20 protein-coding genes and 1 riboswitch are annotated in these 22,345 nt (G+C 68.2%); of the genes, 16 read left to right on the top strand and 4 right to left on the bottom strand.

The window, feature by feature from the left end; all coding sequences use genetic code 11:
- Nucleotides 1-24: 24 nt before the first annotated feature.
- Complete coding sequence (locus HBE64_RS10650; protein ID WP_167101390.1) at nt 25-468, bottom strand: nitroreductase/quinone reductase family protein; 444 nt, start codon at nt 466-468, stop codon at nt 25-27.
- Nucleotides 469-570: 102 nt separating this feature from the next.
- On the opposite strand from HBE64_RS10650, the gene HBE64_RS10645 reads away from it, so the two are divergent.
- Genes HBE64_RS10645 through HBE64_RS10630 form a run of 4 tightly spaced genes read left to right on the top strand, consistent with a single transcriptional unit; the run spans nt 571 to nt 4,175 of the window.
- Complete coding sequence (locus HBE64_RS10645; RefSeq protein WP_167101386.1) at nt 571-1,263, top strand: TetR/AcrR family transcriptional regulator; 693 nt, start codon at nt 571-573, stop codon at nt 1,261-1,263.
- A gap of 45 nt (nt 1,264-1,308) precedes the next feature.
- A complete protein-coding gene (locus HBE64_RS10640; protein WP_167101383.1) occupies nt 1,309-1,794 on the top strand; it encodes a VOC family protein in 486 nt (161 codons plus the stop codon).
- Nucleotides 1,791-3,281 (top strand): FAD-binding protein, encoded by a 1,491-nt coding sequence (locus HBE64_RS10635; RefSeq protein ID WP_167101380.1) that lies wholly within the window; start codon nt 1,791-1,793, stop codon nt 3,279-3,281. The genes HBE64_RS10640 and HBE64_RS10635 overlap by 4 nt, the downstream gene beginning before the upstream one ends.
- An 18-nt stretch (nt 3,282-3,299) precedes the next feature.
- Entirely contained in the window at nt 3,300-4,175 is an 876-nt protein-coding gene (locus tag HBE64_RS10630; RefSeq protein WP_167101377.1) for an MBL fold metallo-hydrolase, read from the top strand.
- Between the two features lie 19 nt (nt 4,176-4,194).
- Here HBE64_RS10630 and HBE64_RS10625 read toward each other — a convergent pair whose 3' ends face one another.
- Both HBE64_RS10625 and HBE64_RS10620 read right to left on the bottom strand, forming a co-directional pair.
- The gene (locus HBE64_RS10625) at nt 4,195-6,102 is read right to left on the bottom strand and encodes an ABC transporter ATP-binding protein/permease (RefSeq protein ID WP_167101374.1); all 1,908 of its coding nucleotides are present in this window, start codon (nt 6,100-6,102) and stop codon (nt 4,195-4,197) included.
- Nucleotides 6,103-6,125: 23 nt separating this feature from the next.
- A complete protein-coding gene (locus HBE64_RS10620; protein WP_371744140.1) occupies nt 6,126-8,042 on the bottom strand; it encodes an ABC transporter ATP-binding protein/permease in 1,917 nt (638 codons plus the stop codon).
- Nucleotides 8,043-8,288: 246 nt separating this feature from the next.
- On the opposite strand from HBE64_RS10620, the gene secA2 reads away from it, so the two are divergent.
- The 12 genes from secA2 to HBE64_RS10560 all read left to right on the top strand — a co-directional run bounded on the left by secA2 (nt 8,289) and on the right by HBE64_RS10560 (nt 20,540).
- Nucleotides 8,289-10,622: an accessory Sec system translocase SecA2 gene (secA2, locus tag HBE64_RS10615; RefSeq protein WP_167101368.1), complete on the top strand. Its 2,334-nt coding sequence runs from the start codon at nt 8,289-8,291 to the stop codon at nt 10,620-10,622.
- 9 nt (nt 10,623-10,631) lie between these two features.
- Nucleotides 10,632-11,252 (top strand): CDP-alcohol phosphatidyltransferase family protein, encoded by a 621-nt coding sequence (locus HBE64_RS10610; protein WP_167101365.1) that lies wholly within the window; start codon nt 10,632-10,634, stop codon nt 11,250-11,252.
- Nucleotides 11,224-12,150, top strand: coding sequence for a DUF881 domain-containing protein (locus tag HBE64_RS10605; RefSeq protein ID WP_167101362.1), 927 nt, complete (start codon nt 11,224-11,226; stop codon nt 12,148-12,150). The genes HBE64_RS10610 and HBE64_RS10605 overlap by 29 nt, the downstream gene beginning before the upstream one ends.
- 58 nt (nt 12,151-12,208) lie before the next feature.
- Nucleotides 12,209-12,541, top strand: a complete 333-nt coding sequence (locus HBE64_RS10600; protein ID WP_059019068.1) for a small basic family protein — start codon at nt 12,209-12,211, stop codon at nt 12,539-12,541.
- A 1-nt stretch (nt 12,542) separates the two neighbouring features.
- A complete protein-coding gene (locus HBE64_RS10595) occupies nt 12,543-13,259 on the top strand; it encodes a DUF881 domain-containing protein (RefSeq protein ID WP_167101359.1) in 717 nt (238 codons plus the stop codon).
- Between the two features lie 19 nt (nt 13,260-13,278).
- Nucleotides 13,279-13,674 carry a glycine cleavage system protein GcvH gene (gcvH, locus tag HBE64_RS10590; protein ID WP_167101356.1) on the top strand — a complete coding sequence of 132 codons (396 nt, stop codon included), beginning with the start codon at nt 13,279-13,281 and terminating at the stop codon, nt 13,672-13,674.
- Between the two features lie 155 nt (nt 13,675-13,829).
- Complete coding sequence (garA, locus tag HBE64_RS10585; protein WP_167101353.1) at nt 13,830-14,315, top strand: glycogen accumulation regulator GarA; 486 nt, start codon at nt 13,830-13,832, stop codon at nt 14,313-14,315.
- On the top strand, nt 14,315-15,046 hold the full coding sequence (locus HBE64_RS10580) for a MerR family transcriptional regulator (protein WP_167101350.1): 732 nt from the start codon (nt 14,315-14,317) through the stop codon (nt 15,044-15,046). The genes garA and HBE64_RS10580 overlap by 1 nt, the downstream gene beginning before the upstream one ends.
- Nucleotides 15,047-15,095: 49 nt before the next feature.
- Nucleotides 15,096-15,590, top strand: coding sequence for a bifunctional nuclease family protein (locus tag HBE64_RS10575; RefSeq protein WP_167101347.1), 495 nt, complete (start codon nt 15,096-15,098; stop codon nt 15,588-15,590).
- A 225-nt stretch (nt 15,591-15,815) separates the two neighbouring features.
- Nucleotides 15,816-16,460 (top strand): MerR family transcriptional regulator, encoded by a 645-nt coding sequence (locus tag HBE64_RS10570; RefSeq protein ID WP_208300619.1) that lies wholly within the window; start codon nt 15,816-15,818, stop codon nt 16,458-16,460.
- Between the two features lie 61 nt (nt 16,461-16,521).
- Nucleotides 16,522-16,619: riboswitch (glycine riboswitch) on the top strand.
- 152 nt (nt 16,620-16,771) lie between these two features.
- Nucleotides 16,772-19,645 carry an aminomethyl-transferring glycine dehydrogenase gene (gene gcvP, locus HBE64_RS10565; RefSeq protein ID WP_167101340.1) on the top strand — a complete coding sequence of 958 codons (2,874 nt, stop codon included), beginning with the start codon at nt 16,772-16,774 and terminating at the stop codon, nt 19,643-19,645.
- Nucleotides 19,646-19,658: 13 nt separating this feature from the next.
- Nucleotides 19,659-20,540 carry an alpha/beta fold hydrolase gene (locus HBE64_RS10560; protein ID WP_167101337.1) on the top strand — a complete coding sequence of 294 codons (882 nt, stop codon included), beginning with the start codon at nt 19,659-19,661 and terminating at the stop codon, nt 20,538-20,540.
- On the opposite strand, the gene HBE64_RS10555 is transcribed toward HBE64_RS10560, so the two are convergent.
- Nucleotides 20,537-22,345 (bottom strand): substrate-binding domain-containing protein (locus HBE64_RS10555; RefSeq protein WP_167101334.1); only part of this gene is annotated, 1,809 nt, incomplete at its 5' end. The two genes, HBE64_RS10560 and HBE64_RS10555, sit on opposite strands and share 4 nt — an antisense overlap.

Raw genomic sequence — 22,345 nt, 5'->3', positions numbered from 1 at the left:
CGTCAGTTCCGTCTCGCGAAGCGGCTATGCGGATGCCAGTGCGAACACCGGGATCAACGGTGCCGCCGTCCGCATCTCCTCGGGGGTCGACGTCGGGGTCAGCCCGGCGATGTGCCCCTTGACTTCCCAGTACCACCTGTCCAGGTAGCGCTGCAGCAACGCCGGTTTGGCGGCGTCGGCGACCTCGGTCACCGGTACCGTCCGGCGCCGCCAGCGCGGGCCCACTTCGACCGTGCCGGCCGCCCGCGCATTGCGGGCCCATTGGGTGTTTCCGCGCGGGGAGACGACGTAGTCGGTGCCGTCGACGCGCAGCACGTTGACCACGACACCGCGCATGACGCCGCTGGTCCGGCCGCGAACCCGCAGCGCTCGGGTGCCTGCGACGCTGACGCCCAGTTCGGCGAGGTGGCGGATCACGGTGTTGAAGCAGCGGGCGGCGATGGTGGGCCGGTCGTAGTGAGTGGTCATGGGGCCTCCTCGGTAGAAGTGTGAGCAGTGCTCTCGTTTAGCGTGCCACGCCGCGGCCGGGGAAACAAGAGCAGTGATCTCTTTTCGTGTCAGACTGTGCGAATGGGCAAGCGACTGGAGTCCCGGCAGCGCATCGAGGCGGAGATCCTCGAGCTCGCCCGCCGTCAGCTCAGCACCGAGGGGGCGGCCGGGCTGTCGGTGCGGGCCATCGCGCGCGATCTGGGCATGGCGTCCTCGGCGGTCTACCGCTATGTCGCCAGCCGCGACGAACTGCTCACGCTGTTACTGGTCGCGACCTATTCCGAACTCGCCGACTGCGTCGAGCAGGCCCGCGGCCGCGTCGACGGCGACTGGCGGGCCGAGGTGGCGGCCATCGCCCACGCGATGCGCCGATGGGCCCTAGACCAACCGGCCTGCTGGGCGCTGCTGTACGGCAGCCCGGTGCCGGGCTACCACGCACCGCCGGAGCTGACGATCGGCCCCGGCACCAGGGTGGTCGGCGCCCTGTTCGACGCGGTGGGCAAAGGCGTGACCGCCGGCGCCATCGCACGCACCGACAACCCTGTGGCACAGCCACTTTCAGCAGACCTGCACCAGCTTCGAGTCGAGTTCGACTTTCCCGGCGACGATGCGCTGATGGTGCGGTGCACCACGGTATGGGGTGCGGTCGTGGGAGCGATCTGCCTCGAGGTCTTCGGCCAGTACGGCGCGGACAGCTTCACCGACACCGACGCGCTCTTCGGCCAGCAGATCCGGCTCATCGTCGGCTTGCTCAGCGGCGTGCAGCCCAACTAGAACACGTTCTAGCCATGCGCGCGGCACGGCGATATCCTCGTAGCGATGACAAATCAGACACCTGTCCAGATTGCCTGGGTGACCAGCGATCTCAGCGCCACCGAGGCGGCGCTGTCGGCGCTGCTCGGTGCGAAGAAATGGTTCCGGATGCCCGACGTGCACTTCGGCCCGGACACCTGCATCCATCGCGGTGAACCGGCCGACTACCGGGCCGACATCTCGCTGAGCTACGCGGGGGACACCCAGCTGGAGATCATCGCCCCGACCGGCGGCGACAGCGTCTACACCGAGTTTCTCGCCGAGAGCGGACCGGGCCTGCACCACATCTGCCGGGAGACCGCGGACTTCGACGCGGCACTGGCACAGGCCGCCTCGGTCTCGACCATCGTCGCGCAGGGCGAGATGGCCGGTGGGATGAAGTTCGCCTACGTGTCCGACGCCGCGGCCGGGGTGCCCTATCTGGAAATCGCCTACATCCCAACGGAAATGCAGGCGTTCTTCGACCATGTGAAACAGGAGCAGCAACGATGAGTGGCCTCGACATTCCCGCGACCGTGGACGCATCCGAGGTGACCGAGTGGTCCGACGAGGTCGACGTACTGGTTCTCGGCTTCGGAATCGCAGGCGGGTGCGCGGCGGTCAGCGCCGCCGCTGAAGGTGCGCGGGTGCTGGTACTCGAGAAGGCCGCCGCCGCTGGTGGCACCACCTCGATGGCCGGCGGGCACTTCTACCTCGGCGGAGGCACCGGCGTCCAGATCGCCACCGGTCATCCGGACACCGCCGACGAGATGTACAAGTACCTGGTCGCGGTCTCCCGCGACCCCGAACTCGACAAGATCCGCGCCTACTGCGACGGCAGCGTCGAGCACTTCGACTGGCTCGAAGATCTCGGCTTCGAGTTCGAGCGCAGCTTCTATCCGGGCAAGGTGGTCGTCCCGCCGGGTACCGAAGGCCTGTCCTACACCGGAAACGAGAAGGTGTGGCCGTTCTGCGAGCAGGCCAAGCCGGCACCCCGCGGCCACTCGGTTCCGGTGCCCGGTGAGCTCGGCGGCGCATCCATGGTGATCGACCTGCTGGTCAAGCGGGCCGACGAATTGGGCGTGACGGTGCTCTACGAGACCGGTGCCACCAATCTGGTGGTCGACGACGGCGCCGTGGTCGGCGTGCGGTGGAAGCGCTTCACCGAGACCGGAGCGATCAAGGCCAAGGCGGTGGTGATCGCCGCAGGCGGGTTCGTGATGAATCCCGACATGGTGGCCGCCCACACTCCCGAACTCGGCCAGCCGCGCAAGACCAAGCACCACGGACTCGTCGCGCCGTACATCCTCGGCAATCCCAACGACGACGGCCTCGGTATCAAGTTGGGTGAATCAGTCGGCGGCGCAGCCAAATTCATGGACGAGAAGTTCATCACCGCCGCCGCCTACCCGCCGGAGGTCCTGCTGACCGGGGTCATCGTCAACGCGCAAGGCAAGCGGTTCGTCACCGAGGATTCCTACCACTCGCGCACCTCGGCCTTCGTCCTCGAGCAGCCGGAGCAGGTGGCCTATCTCATCGTCGACGAAGCCCACACCGAGATGCCGGAGATGCCGCTGATCAAGTTCCTCGACGGATACGAGACCGTCGCGGAGATCGAGACCGCACTGAGCATTCCGGCCGGCAACCTGGCGGCCACCCTGGCGCGCTACAACGATTTCGCTGCCAAGGGCGAGGACCCCGACTTCCACAAGCAACCCGAATACCTCGCCGCCCAGGACCAGGGTCCCTACGCGGTGTTCGACCTCTCGCTGGGCCGGGCGATGTACTCCGGGTTCACCATGGGCGGGCTGGCCACCACCGTCGACGGCGAGGTCCAGCAGGCCGACGGTAGCGTCGTGCCCGGCTTGTATGCCGCCGGCGCCTGCGCCTCCAACATCGCACAGGACGGCAAAGGCTACTCCAGCGGCACCCAGCTCGGCGAGGGCTCATTCTTCGGCAGGCGGGCCGGAGCCCACGCAGCCCGGCATGTGCGAGCCTGAAATGCGTAGGGCCACAGTGTGATCGACCTCGGCGACGTCACCGTCGCGCGGATCGAGGAGAGCTACGGGATCGCCGTGCCCGCCGGTCTGGTCGTACCCGCATTCGACGCGCAGAGCGTAGCCGAACTCGGACCCGACACCGTGGCGCAACTGCTGGTGCCCGAGTCCGATCGCATCCTGCTCAGCATGCACACCTGGGCTGTCCGCACACCGCAGACGACGATCCTGGTCGACACCTGCAACGGCAACCACAAGCAGCGCACCCCGCCCAACATCGGCATGCTCGACACCGACTGGCTGCAGCAGCTGCTGGCCGCCGGCATCACCCCCGACGAGGTCGGCGCCGTGGTGTGCACCCACCTGCATGCCGACCACGTGGGCTGGAACACGACGCTGGTCGACGGGCAGTGGGTGCCCACCTTCCCCAATGCGCGCTACTACATCAACCGAACCGAGTACGAGTTCTGGAACCCGGCGGAACCCGGCCCCAGCGATCCCGGGTTCAACGCCAACGTGTTCGAGGACTCCGTCAAGCCGGTGTTCGACCGCGGCCAGGTGCTCTTGTGGGACGGCGACGGGGTCGACGTCGACGACCACCTGCACCTGGAACCGAACCCCGGCCACACCCCCGGGCACAGCGTCGGCTGGCTCACCGGCTCGCGGGGCCGTGCCCTGTTCTCCGGCGACGCTATGCACACCGCGCTACAGGCCTACCAGCCCGACTGGAGCAGCGCCTTCTGCTTCGACGCCGAACTGTCGGCGGCCAGCCGGCGACAGATCCTCGAGGCGGCCGTCGAGCGGCACGCGATGCTGCTGCCCGCCCATTTCGCCGCGCCGCACGCCTTCACCGTCACCGCCCGCGGCGACGGGTTCGCCCTCGCCGCCGCACCGTAAACCGGTGTGGCCCTGATGCTCAGACGCCCACCGGATCGGCTCTGCGGTCGAGCTCCCAGGCCCCGCCGCCGAGCAGGCGCAGATGGTGCTGATGGTGTTGTTCGACGGTGGCGCGGTGCGTCACCGACACCACGATGCAGTCCGGTAACCGGTTGCGCAGCAGCCGGTACAGCGCGAACTCCTGGCCCTCGTCGACCGCCGAGGTCGCCTCGTCGAGGAACACCGCCTTCGGTCCGGTCAGCAGGACCCGGGCGAAGGCGATGCGCTGCTGCTCACCGGGGGAGAGCACCTTGGCCCAGTCCTGACCCTCGTTGAGCCGTCCGGCGAGGTGGCCCAGCGCGACATCGTCGAGAACCGCCACCAGTTGCTCGGCGGGAATGCCCCCTTCGGTGGCGGGATAGGTGAGCACTGCACGCAGGTCGCCGAGTGGGACATAGGGCACCTGGGACAGGAACATCGTCTGCGCCCCGCCGGGCTGGCATACCGTGCCCGAACTGTAGGGCCAGAGCCGGGCGATGCTGCGCAGCAAGGTGGTGCGACCGCACCCCGATGGCCCGGTGATGACCAGCGCCTCGCCCGGCTCCAGCCGAAGGTCGAGACCGTCGATCAGGATCTCGCCGTTCGGCCGGCATACCCGGACATCGCGCAATTCGACTGTACCGTCGGCATTTTCGGACTCGTCCAGGCGTGGCAGCTCACGTGCCCGCTCGTTGGCGTCGACCAGGCCGTCGAGGCGGATGATGGTGGCGCGGTAGGCGGCGAACGAGTCGTAGACGCTGCGGAAGAACGCCAGCGAGTCATGGATGTTGAGAAAAGCACTCGAGGACTGGGAGACATCACCGAAGGTGATCTGCCCGGCGAACAACCGAGGTGCCTGGACCACCAGCGGCAGCGGCGTGATGATCTGGCTCATCGTCTGGTTCCAGCCCAGCAGGTAGAGGCTGCGCACCACATAGGCCCGGTAGTTGGCGATGATCGCGGCGAACCGCGAGCCCAGGATGGTTCGTTCGGCGGTCTCCCCGCGGTAGAACCCGATCGCCTCAGCGGCGTCGCGCAACCGCACCAGCGCGTAGCGGAACGCGGCATTGGTCAGCTCGTTGCGGAAGCTCAGCAGGATCAGCGGCTTGCCGATCCAGAACGCGATGACGGTGGCCACCGCGACGTAGACCAGCACCAGCCAGAACAACGCATGGCCAAGGGTGATGCCGAAGAAGGTCAGCGGGCCCGACAGGCCCCACAGGATGGGGGTGAACGACACTACCGACACCAACGAGTTGATCGCACCGAACAGCAGCGTGGTCGACGTGCCGACAGTCGGCGTATTCGTCTCTGCGCCAGTGCATGTGGTGAAGACGTCGATGTCCATCTGGATTCGCTGATCGGGATTGTCGATCGGCTTCTCGATGAACCGGCCGCGGTAGTAGGCCTCCTCGCCGAGCCAGTCGCCGGTCAGCCGGTCGGTCAGCCAGACGCGCCAGCGGATGATGAACCGCTGCATGAGGTAGATGTCGACGATCTGCCTGCTGATGTAGACCGTCGCGATCAGCGCGAAAGTCAGGATGGCAAGCCAGAATCCGTTGACTCCCGAGTCTCGGACCGCCGTGTTGCCTGCGCCGGCGCCCTCGAAGGCCACCTGCAGCGACGAGTAGAGGTCATTGCTGTAGTAGCTCAGCAGCACGTCCAGGCGCACCGCGATCATCGTGGAGAGCAGCAGCACGCCGAGCCAGACCCACACCACCCAGCTGGCGCGGCCGCGAAAGTATCCGCCGGTGACACGCCAGAACTGACGACCCCAGACCGTGTAGCGGGCCAGCAGCACCAGCACGAGGACGGCGAGCACCGCGCTGATCGCCCACGCCTTGGCTGCCCACAGCAGCGAGTGCGGGATCTCGTTGCTCCAGTCCAGGGAGGGTTTGTACATCTCCATGGGGGTGACTCCTGGCCGTCAGATCAGACTCTGGCCGGTTCGGTTCCCTCGATGCGGCCGAGCCGCCACTCGCCCTGGCCGAGTAGCTCCAGATGCCGCTGGTGATGCTGTTCAACGGTGCTGCGGTGGCTGACGCTGACCAGGATCGTCCGGGGCAGCTCGGTGCGGATGAGGTCGTAGAGCGCGAACTCCAAGCCCTCGTCGAGGGCCGAGGTGGCCTCGTCGAGGAAGGCCGCCTTCGGCCGGGTCAGCAACACCCGGGCGAAGGCGATCCGCTGCTGCTCGCCCGGGGACAGCACCTTGGCCCAGTCCTGGACCTCGTTGAGGCGAATCGTCAAGTGTGACAACGCCACCTGAGTCAGCGCGCGCTGCAGCTGCTCGTCGGGGATCTCACCGGAGTTGGCCGGATACGACACCACGGTGCGCAGGTCACCCAACGGCACGTAGGGCATCTGCGAGAGGAACATCGTGGAGTGGTCCTCGATGGGGCGGCGCAACGTCCCCGAGGTGTATGGCCACATCTGGGCCAGGCTGCGCAGCAGGGTGGTCTTGCCGGCGCCGGAAGCCCCGGTAATCACCAGGGTTTCGCCGGGCTCCAGCCGCAGGTCGATCGGGTCGATCAGTTGCGCCCCGCTGGGGGTGCGGACCTCGACCCGCTGCAGTTCGACCGAGCCGTCGTGGCTGTCGACGGTCGTCAGCTTGGGCAGCTCGCGCGCCACCGAGTTGGTCTCCACCAGCCCGTGCAGACGGATGATCGCCGCGCGGTAGGCGGCGAACGAGTCGTAGGCGTTGCGGAAGAACGACAGTGAGTCGTGGATCGATCCGAACGCACTCGAGGACTGCGTGACGTCACCGAGCTTGATCTGACCGGCAAATAGCCGGGGCGCCTGGATGATCAGCGGCAGCGGGTTGATGATCTGGCTCATCGTCAGGTTCCAGCCGGTGAGCGCGATCGTCCGGTTCACGTACCGCTTGTAGTTCTCGATGATCTCGGCGAACTTGCGGCGCAGCAGACCGCGTTCGGCGTCCTCACCGCGGTAGAAGCCGACCGCCTCGGCGGCGTCGCGCAACCGCACCAGCGCGTAGCGGAACACGGCGTTGGTCAGCTCGTTGCGGAAACTGAGCCGGATCAGCGGATGGCCGATCCAGAACGCGATCGCCGTCGCGAAGAATACGTACACCAGGACGACCCAGAACAGGGCGTGGCCGAGGGTGATGCCGGCGACCGTCAGCGGGCCGGACAGCTTCCACAGAATCACGGTGAACGAGACCACCGTCATCAGCGAGTCGATCGCCCCGAACAGCAACATGCTCGACGTGCCGATCATCGGGGTGTTCGGCGACGCGCCGACCCCGGCGGTGAAGATGTCGACATCCATCTGGATGCGCTGGTCGGGGTTGTCGATGTCGGAGTCGGTGAAACGCGTCCGATAGTAGGCGTGGTCGTCAAGCCAGTCGCAGGTCAGCCGGTCGGTCAACCACATGCGCCAGCGGATGATGAACCGCTGCGTCAGGTAGATGTCCAGCATCACCCGGCTGATGTAGATGGTTGCCAGGATCGCGAAGATGATCAGCGCGAGCCAGAAGCCTTTGACACCGGAGTCGCGCAGCTCAGCGTTATCGGCGCCGGCACCCTGGAATGCCGTCTGCAGCGCAGAGAACAGGTCGTTGCTGTAATAGCTGAGCAGCACGTTGAGGCGCACCGAGATCACCACGGACAACAGCAGCGCCGCGATCCACACCCACACCTTGATGCTCTGCCGGCCCTTGAAGTAGTCGCCGGTGATCCGCCAGTACTGCCTGCCCCACACGGTGTAGCGCGCCAGCAACACGAGGATCACCATGCTGACGACGGCGCTGATCGCCCACGCTTTGAGAATCCACAACAACGAGGGCACGAGTTCGTGCCCCCAGTCCATGGACGGCGTGTACATCTCCAACGCGTTCTCCTCCCGCGGCGGCGTCGCAGGCGACTCCGGTCCGGTGGCTTTCCGGCAACCTACCCCCGCGTCGCGGGGGAAGGCGTCCGAGCATCCGAGATGGCCAGCAAAAAGTCAGCCTCGGTCGCCCCACAGTACTTGCGCAGATTATGCGGGCCTGCCCGCCGCCGCGCCGCGCCGCGCGAATTTCCGGTGAACCGGGCTAGCCGTCACAGCCGTCGGCTGCGCCGCCGGTACCGTTGACCCGTGGCGAAGAAAAGCAAGACCACCACGGCGGGGCCGAACCGCCTCAGCCGCGGCTTCTGGCGCCTGCTCGGGGCGAGCACGGAAAAGACGAAAGCCGAGTCGATGGCCGAGGTGGACGCCTCAGCCGAGTTCGACGACAAGGCCAAAGGACTCGACGACGAGCAGTTGCGCAAGGCCGCCGAGCTCCTCGAACTCGACGAACTCGCCGGCTCCGCCGACATCCCGCAGTTCCTGGCCATCGCCAGGGAGGCTGCCGAACGGGCGACCGGGCTGCGCCCCTTCGACGTCCAGCTGCTCGGCGCGCTGCGGATGATGGCCGGCGACGTCGTCGAGATGGCCACCGGTGAGGGCAAGACCCTCTCGGGCGCCATCGCCGCCGCCGGGTACGCGCTGGCCGGGCGCAACGTGCACGTCGTCACCATCAACGACTATCTCGCCCGCCGCGACGCCGAATGGATGGGACCGCTGATCGAGGCGATGGGCCTGACCGTCGGCTGGATCACCGAAGACTCCACCGCGCAAGAGCGCCGCGCCGCCTACGCCTGCGACGTCACCTACGCCTCGGTCAACGAGATCGGCTTCGACGTGCTGCGCGACCAGTTGGTCACCGACGTCGCCGATCTGGTCTCACCCAACCCCGACGTCGCACTGATCGACGAAGCGGACTCGGTGCTCGTCGACGAGGCGCTGGTTCCGTTGGTGCTGGCCGGCACCACGCACCGCGAGACGCCGAAGCTGGACATCGTGCGCCTGGTCGGCGAGCTACAGGCGGGGCAGGACTACGACACCGACGAGGACAGCCGCAACGTCCACCTCACCGAGGCGGGCGCCCAGAAGCTGGAGAAGGCCCTCGGCGGCATCGACCTGTACTCCGAGGAGCATGTCGGCACGGTCCTGACCGAGGTCAACGTCGCCCTGCACGCACATGTGCTGCTGCAGCGTGACGTCCACTACATCGTGCGCAACGGTGCGGTGCAGCTGATCAACTCCTCCCGCGGGCGCATCGCCCAGCTGCAGCGCTGGCCGGACGGCCTGCAGGCGGCCGTTGAGGCCAAGGAGGGCATCGAGACCACCGAGACCGGCGAGGTGCTCGACACCATCACGGTGCAGGCGCTGATCAACCGGTATCCGACGGTGTGCGGGATGACGGGCACCGCGCTGGCCGCCGGTGAGCAGCTGCGCCAGTTCTACAAGCTGGGTGTGTCACCGATCCCGCCGAACACCCCCAACGTTCGCGAGGACCAGCCCGACCGGGTCTACATCACCACCGCGGCAAAGACCGAAGCCATCATCGAGCACATCATCGAGGTCCACGCCACCGGCCAGCCGATCCTGGTCGGCACCCACGACGTCGCCGAATCCGAGGAACTCTTCGAGCGGCTGGTGCGCCGCGGTGTGCCGGCCGTGGTGCTCAACGCCAAGAACGACGAGGAAGAGGCCGCCGTCATCGCCGAGGCGGGCAAGCTCGGCGCGGTGACGGTGTCCACCCAGATGGCCGGCCGCGGTACCGACATCCGGCTCGGCGGGTCCGACGAAGCCGACCATGACAAGGTGGCCGACCTGGGCGGGCTGCACGTCATCGGCACCGGCAGGCACAACACCGAGCGGCTGGACAACCAGCTGCGCGGTCGTGCGGGCCGCCAGGGCGACCCGGGGTCGACAGCGTTCTTCGCCAGCTGGGAGGACGACGTCGTCACCTCCCACGTCGAGCGGGGCAAGCTGCCGCTGGATACCGATGACACGGGGCGCATCTCGAGCCCGAAGGCCGCCTCGCTGCTCGACCACGCCCAGCGGGTCGCCGAAGGCCGGCTGCTCGACGTGCACGCCAACACCTGGCGCTACAACCAGCTCATCGCCCAGCAGCGCTCGATCATCGTCGAGCGGCGCAACACCCTGCTGAGCACGGCGGCCGCCCGCGAGGAACTGCAGGAGCTCTCGCCGGAGCGCTACGAGACGCTCGCGGACAAGGTCACCGAGGAGCGGTTGGAGAAGATCTGCCGCGACATCATGCTGTTCCACCTCGACCGCGGGTGGGCCGACCACCTGGCCTACCTGTCCGACATCAGGGAGAGCATCCACTTGCGCGCCCTGGGCAGGCAGAACCCGCTCGATGAGTTCCACCGGATGGCGGTCGACGCGTTCGGGCATCTGGCCGCCGACGCCATCGAAGCCGCGCAGCAGACATTCGAGACGGCCAACGTCCTGGAGGAGGAGCAGGGCCTGGACCTGTCCAAGCTGGCCCGGCCCACCTCGACGTGGACGTACATGGTTCACGACAACCCGCTCAACGACGACACGCTGTCGGCGCTGAGCCTGCCCGGAGTGTTCCGTTAGGTTCATCCCATGACGGACCGCGCCGGCGACCGGGTGCTGACCATCCCGAACGTGTTGTCGGTCATCCGCCTCGTCCTGGTCCCAGTGTTCCTGTACCTGCTGCTGGTCACCCACGCCTATGGGTGGGCGGTGGCGATCCTGATGTTCAGCGGGTTCTCCGACTGGGCTGACGGCAAGATCGCCCGGCTGGTCGACAACCAGTCCTCCCGGCTGGGCGCGCTGCTCGACCCGCTGGTCGACCGGATCTACATGGTCGCCGTCCCGGTGGGGCTGGGGTTTTCGGGCGTCGTCCCGTGGTGGGTGGTCGGCACGCTGGTGGGCCGCGACGCGGTGCTGGCCGCGACGCTCCCGGTGGTGCGCCGCCGCGGGCTGGCCGCACTCCCGGTGACCTACATCGGCAAGGCCGCGACGTTCGCCCTGATGTCCGGTTTCCCCCTGGTGCTGCTGGGTCAGTGGGACGCGACGTGGAGCCGGGTGATCGGCGCGATCGGCTGGGGCTTCGTCATCTGGGGCATGGGGATGTATCTGTGGTCGGCGGTGCTCTACCTCATTCAGGTGCGCCTCGTCGTCCGCACGTTGCCGCGACACAATCCCGACCGCGATGCCGACCGCGATGCCCGCACAGGCTGATCCCGCCCTCGGCGGTTACGACCCGCAGGCGGGCCTGCCCGCCAGCGAGATCGACCATGCCGCCCGTATCCCGCTGCCGTCGCTGCTGCGGTCCCTGCTGACCGAACACCTCGACCCGGGGTATGCCGCCGCGGCTGCCCGCCGACAGCAGGGGCAGACCCGCGCACCCGCGGTCGACCGGCTGTGGCAGGCGGTAGCAGCGCTGCTGATCGCGGTGGTGTTCGCCGCCGCGGTGGCCCAGGCCCGCTCGACGGCCCCCGGTGTCAGCGCCGCCCAGCAGGTGCTGGCCGCCAGTGTGCGCTCGGCCGAGACCAACACCGATCAGCTCACCCAGCGCCGCGATGCCCTGGCCGCCCAGGCCGACGACATCCAGCGCCGGGAACTTCGCGACGACGCCACTGGCCGGGAGCTGCTGAGCGGTCTGGACCGGCTGAGCCTGTCGGCGGGCACCACCCCGGTGATCGGGCCCGGTCTCGACATCACACTGACCGACCCGAACGTCGGGCGCGATCTGACCGACGTCTCAAAACAGCGGGTCCCCGGCAGCCGTCAGGTCATCCTCGACCGCGACCTTCAGCTGGTGGTGAATGCGCTGTGGGCCAGTGGGGCAGAAGCGATTTCGGTGGGCGGCGTGCGGATCGGGCCCAACGTGACCATCCGGCAGGCCGGTGGCGCGATCCTGGTGGACAACCATCCGATCGCCAGCCCCTACAAGATCCTGGCGATCGGGCCGCCGAACACCATGCGCGAAACCTTCGAGCGCAGTTCGGGGCTGCAACGGCTGCGGCTACTCGAGGCGTCCTACCGGGTAGGGGTCACAGTCAGCAGCGGTGACGGCCTGTCGCTGCCCGCGGGTCCGGTTCGGGAGATTAAATTTGCGAAGCAGATCGGGCCCTAGGAATCAGAAGCTGGATCGGCGGGCAGGAGCGGAGCGACCCGGGGAATATGAGGCAGACATGATCGGAATCGCGGCGCTCGTCGTCGGCATCGTGCTGGGCCTGGTGTTCCATCCGAGCGTCCCCGAAGTCATCCAGCCCTACCTGCCGATCGCTGTCGTGGCGGCGCTGGACGCCGTGTTCGGCGGCCTGCGGGCCTACCTCGAGAAGATTTTCGACGCCAAGGTGTTCGTGATCTCGTTCGTGTTCAACGTCCTGGTGGCCGCGCTGATCGTCTACGTCGGCGACCAGCTCGGGGTGGGCACCCAGCTGTCCACGGCGATCATCGTGGTGCTCGGTATCCGCATCTTCGGCAACGCCGCGGCCTTGCGGCGCAGGTTGTTCGGAGCCTGAGATGACCGAGGGGGAATCGCGGCGCACCCGCTCGCAGGTGGTGTTCGGGGCGCTCGGGGTGGTGCTGTGCCTGGTGCTGGGCATCGCGATCGTCACCCAGGTCCGCCAGACCGAGTCCGGCGACGCGCTGGAGACCGCCCGCCCGGCGGATCTGCTGGTGCTGCTCGACTCGCTACAGCAGCGCGAAGCCGCACTGAACACCGAGGTGGCCGAACTGCAGCGGAACCTGGCCGCCATGCAGGCCGCGGGCAGCAGCGATCAGGCCGCCATCCAGAACGCCCAGGCCAGACTTGCCGCCCTGTCGATCCTGATCGGCACCGTCGCGGCCACCGGCCCGGGAGTGAGCATCACCATCAACGACCCCGGGCCCGGCGTGGCGCCCGACACCATGCTCGACGTCATCAACGAACTGCGGGCCGCCGGCGCCGAAGCCATGGAGATCCGCGCGGGCTCGCAAGCGGTCCGCGTCGGCGTCGACACCTGGGTGGTCGGGACCCCTGGCGCGCTGCAGATCGACGACCTCACGCTGAGCCCGCCGTATTCCGTTCTGGCCATTGGCGATCCACCGACGCTGGCCGCGGCGATGAACATTCCCGGCGGCGCGGTCGACAGCGTCGAACGGGTCGGGGGGAGCATGACGGTGTCGCAAACCAGTCGTGTGGACATCACCACCTTGCGGCAACCGAAAGCACGCCAATACGCTCAGCCCGTCAAATGAGCGTTCTCAAAGGAGCACTGTGAGCGAAATCCCAGCCGACCTGCATTACACCCCCGAGCACGAGTGGGTGCGTGTCACCGGTGACCGCGTCGTGCGGGTCGGGATCACCGACTTCGCACAGTCCTCCCTGGGCGACGTCGTCTTCGTCCAGCTGCCCGACGTCGGCACAGAGGTCACCGCAGGTGAAGCGTTCGGCGAGGTCGAGTCCACCAAGTCGGTGTCGGACCTTTTCGCGCCGGTGACCGCGAAAGTAATTGCCGTCAACGGCGATCTGGACGCCGACCCGGCGCTGGTGAACTCCGACCCCTACGGGCAGGGGTGGCTGTTGGACCTCGAGGTCGACGGCGATACCCTCGAGCAGGGGTTGGCGGCGCTGCTCGATGCGGACGCCTATCGGGGCACAGTGACGGAATGAGCTTGTTAGGGTGCCTGCCAGCCACCGATCCGGCGGTGGTGGGCACATCGTCGACCACCGCGCGGTACGGTCGACGGAAGTGATGATGAAGGCGGACGGGCGCCTGGTGGAACTGCCCGCCAGGTATCGCCACGGCAGCCAGTGAGGAGCAGCGGGTGACGGACAAGGACCAGAACTCTGGGGCAGACCAGGTGTCTGACGAAGTCACCGTGGAGACGACATCCGTCTTCCGCGCCGACTTCCTCAACGAGCTGGATGCCCCGGCGAGCTCAGGCAGCGACAGCGGAGTGTCCGGGGTGGAAGGCCTCCCGGTCGGTTCCGCTCTGCTGGTCGTCAAGCGTGGCCCCAACGCGGGTTCGCGATTCCTGCTCGACCAGCCGACCACCTCGGCCGGGCGGCACCCCGACTCCGACATCTTCCTCGACGACGTGACCGTCAGCCGCCGCCATGCCGAGTTCCGGTTGGACGGCAACGAATTCCAGGTCGTCGACGTCGGCAGCCTCAACGGCACCTACGTCAACCGTGAACCCGTCGACTCGGCCACCCTCGCCAACGGCGACGAAGTCCAGATCGGCAAGTTCCGCCTGGTGTTCCTGACCGGACCCAAGCCGGCCGACGACGAAGGCGGTCCAGGAAGCTAGTGACCGCCCCCGATACTCCCGCGCTTGCCGGGATGTCGATCGGAGCGGTCCTGGACCTGCTACGACCGGACTTCCCGGACGTGACGATCTCCAAGATCAGGTTCTTGGAAGCTGAGGGTCTCGTCACGCCGCAGCGCAGCGGATCGGGGTATCGACGGTTCACCGCCTACGACTGTGCGAGGTTGCGGTTCATCCTGACCGCGCAGCGCGACCACTACCTGCCCCTGAAGGTGATCAAGGAGCAGCTCGACGCGTCACCTGACGGCGAGTTGCCGCCGACCGGATCCCCTTATGGCGTACCGCGATTGGTGCAGGTGTCCGAGCATGGCGGCGACGGCGCGGCGGCGGTGACCCGGGTCCAGGTGCGGCTCAGCCGCGAGGACGTGCTGGCCCGCTCGGGTGTGGACGACTCGTTGCTGAGCGCCCTGTGCAAGGCCGGGGTGATCACGACCGGCCCGGGCGGCTTCTTCGACGAGCACGCGGTGGTGATCGCCCAGTGCGCGCAGGCGCTCGGCGACTACGGGGTGGAGCCGCGCCACCTGCGTGCGTTCCGCTCCGCTGCCGACCGCCAGTCGGACCTGATCGCCCAGATCGCCGGCCCGGTGGGCAAGGCGGGTAAGACCGGGGCGCGCGACCGTGCCGACGACCTGGCCCGCGAGGTTGCCGCCCTGGCGATCACGTTGCACACCTCGCTGATCAAGTCAGCTGTACGCGACGTTCTGGATCGCTGAGGATTAGACTCGGAACCGACGGCACAACCAGCTCGGAGGTAAGACACAAATGGGTGAGGTTCGTGTAGTCGGGATTCGCGTTGAGCAGCCGCAGAACCAGCCGGTTCTGTTGCTGCGCGAGTCCAACGGGGACCGTTACCTGCCCATCTGGATCGGCCAGTCGGAAGCCACCGCCATCGCGCTGGAGCAGCAGGGCCACGAGCCGGCCCGGCCGCTCACCCACGACCTGATCCGAGATCTCATTGCCGCGCTTGGACATTCGCTCAAGGAGGTGCGGATCGTGGATCTTCAGGAGGGCACGTTCTACGCCGACCTGATCTTCGATCGCGATATCAAGGTCTCGGCGCGCCCGTCGGACTCGGTGGCGATCGCGCTGCGGGTGGGCGTGCCGATCTACGTCGAGGAGTCGGTGCTCGCCGAAGCGGGCCTGCTGATTCCCGACGAGGGCGACGAGGAGTCCAGCGGGGCCGTGCGGGAAGACGAGGTCGAGAAGTTCAAGGAGTTTCTCGACAGCGTCTCACCGGATGATTTCAAGGCGACCTGAGCGGTACTAGGCTGCCGGTCAAGATCACGGATGCGTCTCATCTAGGTCGGCGGGGGTTCGACACGCGCGCCGGATGCCGGGGAGCATGCCCGGCGGCGGCCATACTTTGATCACGACGACGAGCACGACCGCCCGTCGAGAAGCGTATGCTCGTACCACTCGGACTTGGGCAAACGCGGTGCGGAGTGGTCAGCGGGCCATGGTTCGAACGGCGAGAGGAACATCGTGGACGAGCAGCCACGTCAGGGACAGCTGGATCTTGCTGGCGCGGGCCTTTCCGATTCCGCAGGCCGCTTCGAGGACGACAGCGCGCTGCGTCCGGTGAGCGAGCCGGTGCAGGCCGGATTGTTCCCCGACGACTCGGTGCCCGACGAACTCGTGGGCTACCGCGGGCCGAGCGCTTGCCAGATCGCCGGTATCACCTACCGCCAGCTCGACTACTGGGCGCGCACTTCACTGGTGGTCCCGTCGATCCGCGGCGCGGCCGGCTCCGGCAGCCAGCGGCTGTACTCATTCAAGGACATCCTGGTCCTCAAGATCGTCAAACGTCTGCTCGATACCGGCATTTCGCTGCACAACATCCGGGTCGCCGTCGACCATCTGCGTCAGCGCGGCGTACAAGATCTGGCCAACATCACCCTGTTCTCCGACGGCACCACGGTCTACGAGTGCACCTCGGCCGAAGAGGTGGTCGACCTGTTGCAGGGCGGCCAGGGCGTGTTCGGAATCGCCGTGAGCGGTGCGATGCGGGAGCTTTCCGGCGCGATCGCCGACTTCCCCGGCGAGCGGGCCGACGGCGGCGAGTCGATCGCCTCGCCGGAAGATGAGCTCGCTTCGCGCCGCAAGAGCCGCGACCGCAAGATCGGCTGACGCCGACACCTGCCCGCCGGTGCGCCCGCGGGCCTGCGCACAGCTAGAATCGAGCCTGCATCGCCCTTGTGCGGGAGAGTTTCGTGACAGCCAGTCACGGACGCCGAAGGAGCAATACCTCTCCGTCAACCTCTCAGGCCCCCGGACCGCGCATGGCCACGATGCCTCTGGAAAGTGGTGACCGCAGGTCACCCGCCCATGGGGAAAGGCGCCTGATCGGGGCGCCGAATCTCTCAGGCACCCGGCACGGGTCGACGACAGAGGGAGAGGACGCCGCTGACGGCTGCGTCCGCCCTAGTCAGGAGTCCCCGATGTCCGACCACACCCAGCCCAGTTTCGCCGACCGCCACATCGGACCGGATTCCGACGAGGTGGCGACCATGCTCGAGGTCATCGGTGTGGCGAGCCTCGACGAACTCGCCGCCAAGGCGCTGCCCGCCAACATTCTCGACGCGCTCGGCTCCGACGGCACCGCGCCGGGCCTGGACCGGCTGCCTCCCGCGGCCGGTGAACACGAGGCGCTCGCCGAGCTGCGGGCGATGGCCGACACCAACACCATCGCCGTGTCGATGATCGGGCAGGGCTACTACGACACGCTGACCCCGCCGGTGCTGCTGCGCAACATCCTGGAGAACCCGGCCTGGTACACCGCCTACACGCCGTATCAGCCCGAGATCAGCCAGGGCCGGCTCGAGGCGCTGCTGAACTTTCAGACGATGATCTCCGATCTGACCGGCCTGGAGGTCGCCAATGCCTCGATGCTCGACGAGGGCACCGCGGCCGCCGAGGCGATGACGCTGATGCACCGTGCCTCGCGCGGATCGTCGAACCGGCTGGCCGTCGACTCCGACCTGTTCGCCCAGAACGCCGCCATTCTGGCGACGCGCGCCGAGCCACTGGGCATCGAGGTCGTCACCGCCGACCTGCGTAACGGCTTGCCCGAGGGTGAGTTCTTCGGTGTCATCGCGCAGCTGCCCGGCGCCAGCGGCCGGGTGACGGACTGGTCCAAGCTTGTCGAGCAGGCTCACGAGCGTGGTGCGCTGATCGCCCTGGGTGCCGACCTGCTGGCGCTGACGCTGGTCGCCCCGCCCGGTGAGATCGGTGCCGACGTGGCGTTCGGCAGCGCCCAACGGTTCGGTGTGCCAATGGGATTCGGCGGCCCGCACGCCGGTTATCTGGCCGTGCACTCCAAACACGCCCGTCAGCTGCCGGGCCGCCTGGTCGGGGTGTCGGTGGATGCCGATGGGTCACCGGCCTACCGGCTCTCGTTGCAGACCCGCGAACAGCACATCCGCCGCGACAAGGCCACCTCGAACATCTGTACCGCCCAGGTGCTGCTGGCCATCATGGCCGCGATGTATGCCAGCTACCACGGTGCGGCCGGGCTGACCGGGATCGCCCGCCGCGTGCACGGCCACGCCCGCGCCCTGGCCGCCGGCCTGAGCGCGGCCGGGGTGGAGGTCGTCCACGACACGTTCTTCGACACCGTGCTGGTGCAGGTGCCCAACCGGGCCGCCGCGGTGCAGGCCGAGGCCAAGGGGCGCGGCATCAACATCTGGCGGGTCGACGCCGACCACGTGTCGGTCAGCTGTGACGAGGCCACTACTGCCGAGCAGGTCGCGCTGGTGCTCGAAGCGTTCGGAGCCGCACCGGCGGCGACATCGGGCAGCAGCGCGGCCCCGGCCGGTGACTACTCCGGGCCCGAGATCGATTCGCGGACAAGTGAATTCCTGACCCATCCGGCGTTCACCCGGTACCGCACCGAGACTGAGATGATGCGCTACCTGCGCAGCCTGGCCGACAAGGACATCGCCCTGGACCGCAGCATGATCCCGCTGGGCTCGTGCACCATGAAGCTCAACGCCGCCGCGGAGATGGAGTCCATCACCTGGCCGGAGTTCGGCCGCCAGCACCCGTTCGCCCCCGCGGGCGACACCCCCGGACTGCGTAAGCTGATCGCGGACCTGGAGAGCTGGCTGACCGCCGTCACCGGGTATGACGCAATCTCGTTGCAGCCCAACGCCGGATCGCAGGGTGAGTACGCGGGCCTGCTGGCCATCCGCGACTACCACGTCGGGCGCGGGGACACCCACCGCGACGTGTGCCTGATCCCGTCGAGTGCGCACGGCACCAACGCGGCGTCGGCGGCGATGGTGGGGATGCGGGTGGTCGTGGTGGCCTGCCGCGACAACGGCGACGTCGATCCCGACGATCTGCGCGCCAAGGTCGCCGAGCACGCCGAGCGGCTGGCCGCGCTGATGATCACCTACCCGTCCACGCACGGCGTCTACGAACATGACATCGCCGACATCTGCGCGGCCGTGCACGATGCCGGCGGGCAGGTCTACGTCGACGGCGCGAACCTCAACGCGCTGGTGGGCCTGGCTCGCCCGGGAAAGTTCGGCGGTGACGTGAGCCATCTGAACCTGCACAAGACGTTCTGCATTCCGCACGGCGGCGGCGGCCCCGGCGTCGGCCCGGTCGCGGTGCGCGCGCACCTGGCCCAGTACCTGCCCGGCCACCCGCTGGCCGAGGAGCTGCCGCACGGCCACGTCGTGTCGGCGGCCCCGTACGGCTCGGCCTCGATCCTGCCGATCACCTGGGCCTACATCCGGATGATGGGTGGGCGTGGGCTGCGTGATGCGTCACTGACGGCGATCGCGTCGGCCAACTACATCGCGCGCCGCCTCGACGAGTACTACCCGGTGCTCTACACCGGCGAGAACGGCATGGTGGCCCACGAGTGCATCCTCGACCTGCGCGGGATCACCAAGGCCACCGGCGTGACCGTAGACGATGTGGCAAAGCGGCTGGCGGACTTCGGTTTCCACGCGCCGACGATGAGCTTCCCGGTGGCAGGCACGCTGATGGTGGAGCCGACCGAGAGCGAGAGCCTGGCCGAGGTCGACGCGTTCTGTGAAGCGATGATCGCCATCCGCGCCGAGATCGACAAGGTCGGCTCGGGGGAGTGGCCCGCCGAGGACAACCCGCTGCACAACGCGCCGCACACCGCCGCGTGCCTGCTCGTCGACGAGTGGACCCACCCGTACACCCGCGAGCAGGCGGCCTACCCGCTGGGCAAGGCGTTCCGGCCCAAGGTGTGGCCGCCGGTGCGCCGGATCGACGGCGCCTACGGCGACCGCAACCTGGTGTGCTCGTGCCCTCCGGTGGAGGCCTTCGCCTGATAACGTCCTGGGCGTGCTGCCTGCCAGTGTTCGCCAGTGGCAAGACGGGGGCCGGCTCGTGGCAACGAGCGTGGGCTCGGTCTTCGTCCGGTCCTCAGCCATCTCTGCGGTCCAGGGAAGCCCGACTGTGCTTCTGCTGCACGGCTTTCCGTCCAGCTCGTATGACTTCCGCGGGGTGGTGGACCGGCTCGGCGACCAGCCCTGGCTGACCCTGGACTTCCTCGGGTTCGGGCTGTCGGACAAGCCGCGCCCGCACCGCTACAGCCTGCTGGAACAGGCCGACATCGTGGCCGAGGTGGTTGCCGACGCCGGTGTGGGGCCGGTGGTGCTGCTGGCCCATGACATGGGTACGTCGGTGGCCACCGAGCTGCTGGCGCGTGACCTGTCCGGTGCGTTGCCGTTCGAGCTGCAGCGCGCTGTGCTCACCAACGGCAGTGTCATCCTCGAGCGGGCCAGCCTGCGCCCGAGCCAGAAGATCCTGCGCGGGCCGCTGGGTCCGCTGTTCGCCCGGCTGACCAACGAGCGCGGTTTCATGCGGGGCTTCGCCCGCCTGTTCAGCGCGGCGCACCCGTTGACCGCCGAAGAGGCCGAGGCGCAGTGGGCGTTGCTCGCCCGCGACGACGGGCACCGGATCCTGCACCTGCTGTGCGCCTACCTCGACGAGCGGGTCCGCTTCGCCCCGCGCTGGCACGGCGCGGTGCGGGACTGGACCAAGCCGCTGAGTTTCCTATGGGCCACCGGCGATCCGGTGGCCACCACCGAGGTGCTCGCCGGGTTGACCGAGCTGCGGCCGACCGCCGAGGTGATCAGGCTGGCCGGTATCGGTCACTACCCCCAGCTGGAGGTTCCCGACGAGTTCACCGCGGGGATGCGCCGGCTGCTGGCGCTCGACTAAGACAGCAGCTGGCTGACGGCGGCGACCAGATCGGGTGAATCCGAGGTCGCGACGTTCTGGTAGGAGCCGCCGGAGATCTGGGCGACCGCCTCCCACGTCGCGCGGTCCGAGTCGTCGCCGATATCGATGACGTTGATGGCGACCGGCCGGGCCGGGTCGGCGGCGGACTTGACGTACGCCTGCAGTCCCGGACCGTCCAGCGACTGGTCGGTGTGCGGGCCCTGGGTGATTACCAGAACCGAATTCGCTTGGCCCTGGCGGAAATTCGTCACGGCGTCGCCGTAGACCAGCCGCAGGGTGGTGAAGGACACCGCGCCGCCGCCCGTGGACGACAGCCCGTTGAGCGCATCGGTCAGCACCGCCGAGCGGGGCCGCCCGTCAAGCTGATCCGACAGCGGGCCCATGCTTACCGACGATCGACCCTCCACACCGTTGAACGTCCACAAGCCCACCGCCGCGTTGGGCGGAAGCGCACCGAGGCGGCCGTCCAGCGCCGCCACCACGTTGGCCAGCCGGGACTTGCCGCCCTCGTCACCGGCCATCGCTTGGTCGAGCATGATCGTGGTGGCCGATCCGGTCGCCGGTGCCGACAGCGCGGCGGCCAGCGTGGCCCGCACCGATTCGTCCCCGACAGCCAGGGGTGCGCCAAGCTGGCCGAAGCCGACGACGTCGTTGGCCGGCGGGGTGGCGCCCTCGGCCCGGAATCCGGCCTTGGCCAGTTCAGCGAGCTGTTCGGGTTTGCGCATGAAGCGGGCGAACTCGCTGGCCGCGCTCACCTGTTCCTCCGACAGCCACTTTCCGGCAAGCAGCACGGTCGGGAAGTCGGCCAGCGCGACTGGGCCCGGCGGCAGGAAACCGGCGATGTTGTCCTTGGCGTTGGCGATCGACGCCGACCGTGCGAACAGCTGCTGTTCGGTGGTGGCCACCGCGTGCACCGGGGCGGCCGCGGCGTCACCGGAGGCCAGCAGCGCCTTCCAGGCCTCGTCGGCGGTGTTCGCCGACAGTTTCGGCTGCCCGCCGATCAGCGTGTTGACCGCGCCGAGTCCGGCGGTCGCCGGCGCCCCGGGGGGAGCGGCCGCCGCCGCGACCGCCTCGGCGACGAGATACGTGGCGTCGCTGTCACCGGCGGTCGGCAGGGCCAGCCGCAACGACCCCCAGCCGGGCAGATCGAGTGACTCCAGCGCCGTCGGGTTGCTCTGCAGTCCCGGCAGCGCGCCCCAACCCTGTTGATCCAGGGCGGTTTTCAGCGCCGGCCGCACCGCGAGCAGCACCGGTGAGGTGACCAGGGAGCGGGCGTCGCTCACCGATTGTTTGCCCGCGGTGGCCTGCAGCCGTGCCGCCGATACCGAACTGGCCGGAATCCAGAGGGCGGGACGCTCACCGAGGTCGGTGGGCCACTGGTTGACGAAGCCGTTGACTACCGCGTCGGAATCCGCCTTGGTGACAACGACTTTGACGCAACGGTCACCAACCGGCGTCGCATTGGCGTTGTAGCTTTCGGCGAACTTGGTGACGTTGTCGGCGATCGACGGGTCGACCACGACCGGGATGTTGGCTGTTCCGGCCAGGCACTGCTGGGCGGCTTCGGTGGACCGATGTGACAGCACACCGCCGAAGAATCGCCAGCCGATGACCGCTGCGACCACCACCACGACGGCGACCAGTGCGGCGATCACGCCGAGACTGACGCCGCGGCGACCGCCTTCGCTGCGGTGACCGCCCTCCCAGCCACCGCGGCGCCGCCCGCCGTCGGACGGGGGTACCGGTGGCGGCTCGGCCGCGTAGGACGCCGGAGCGTCGTAGTC

The sequence above is a fragment of the Mycobacterium sp. DL592 genome, from assembly GCF_011694515.1.
GTDB lineage: Bacteria > Actinomycetota > Actinomycetes > Mycobacteriales > Mycobacteriaceae > Mycobacterium.
Note: the sequence above shows the minus strand (reverse complement) of the source record. Positions and strands in the feature narration are given on the sequence as shown.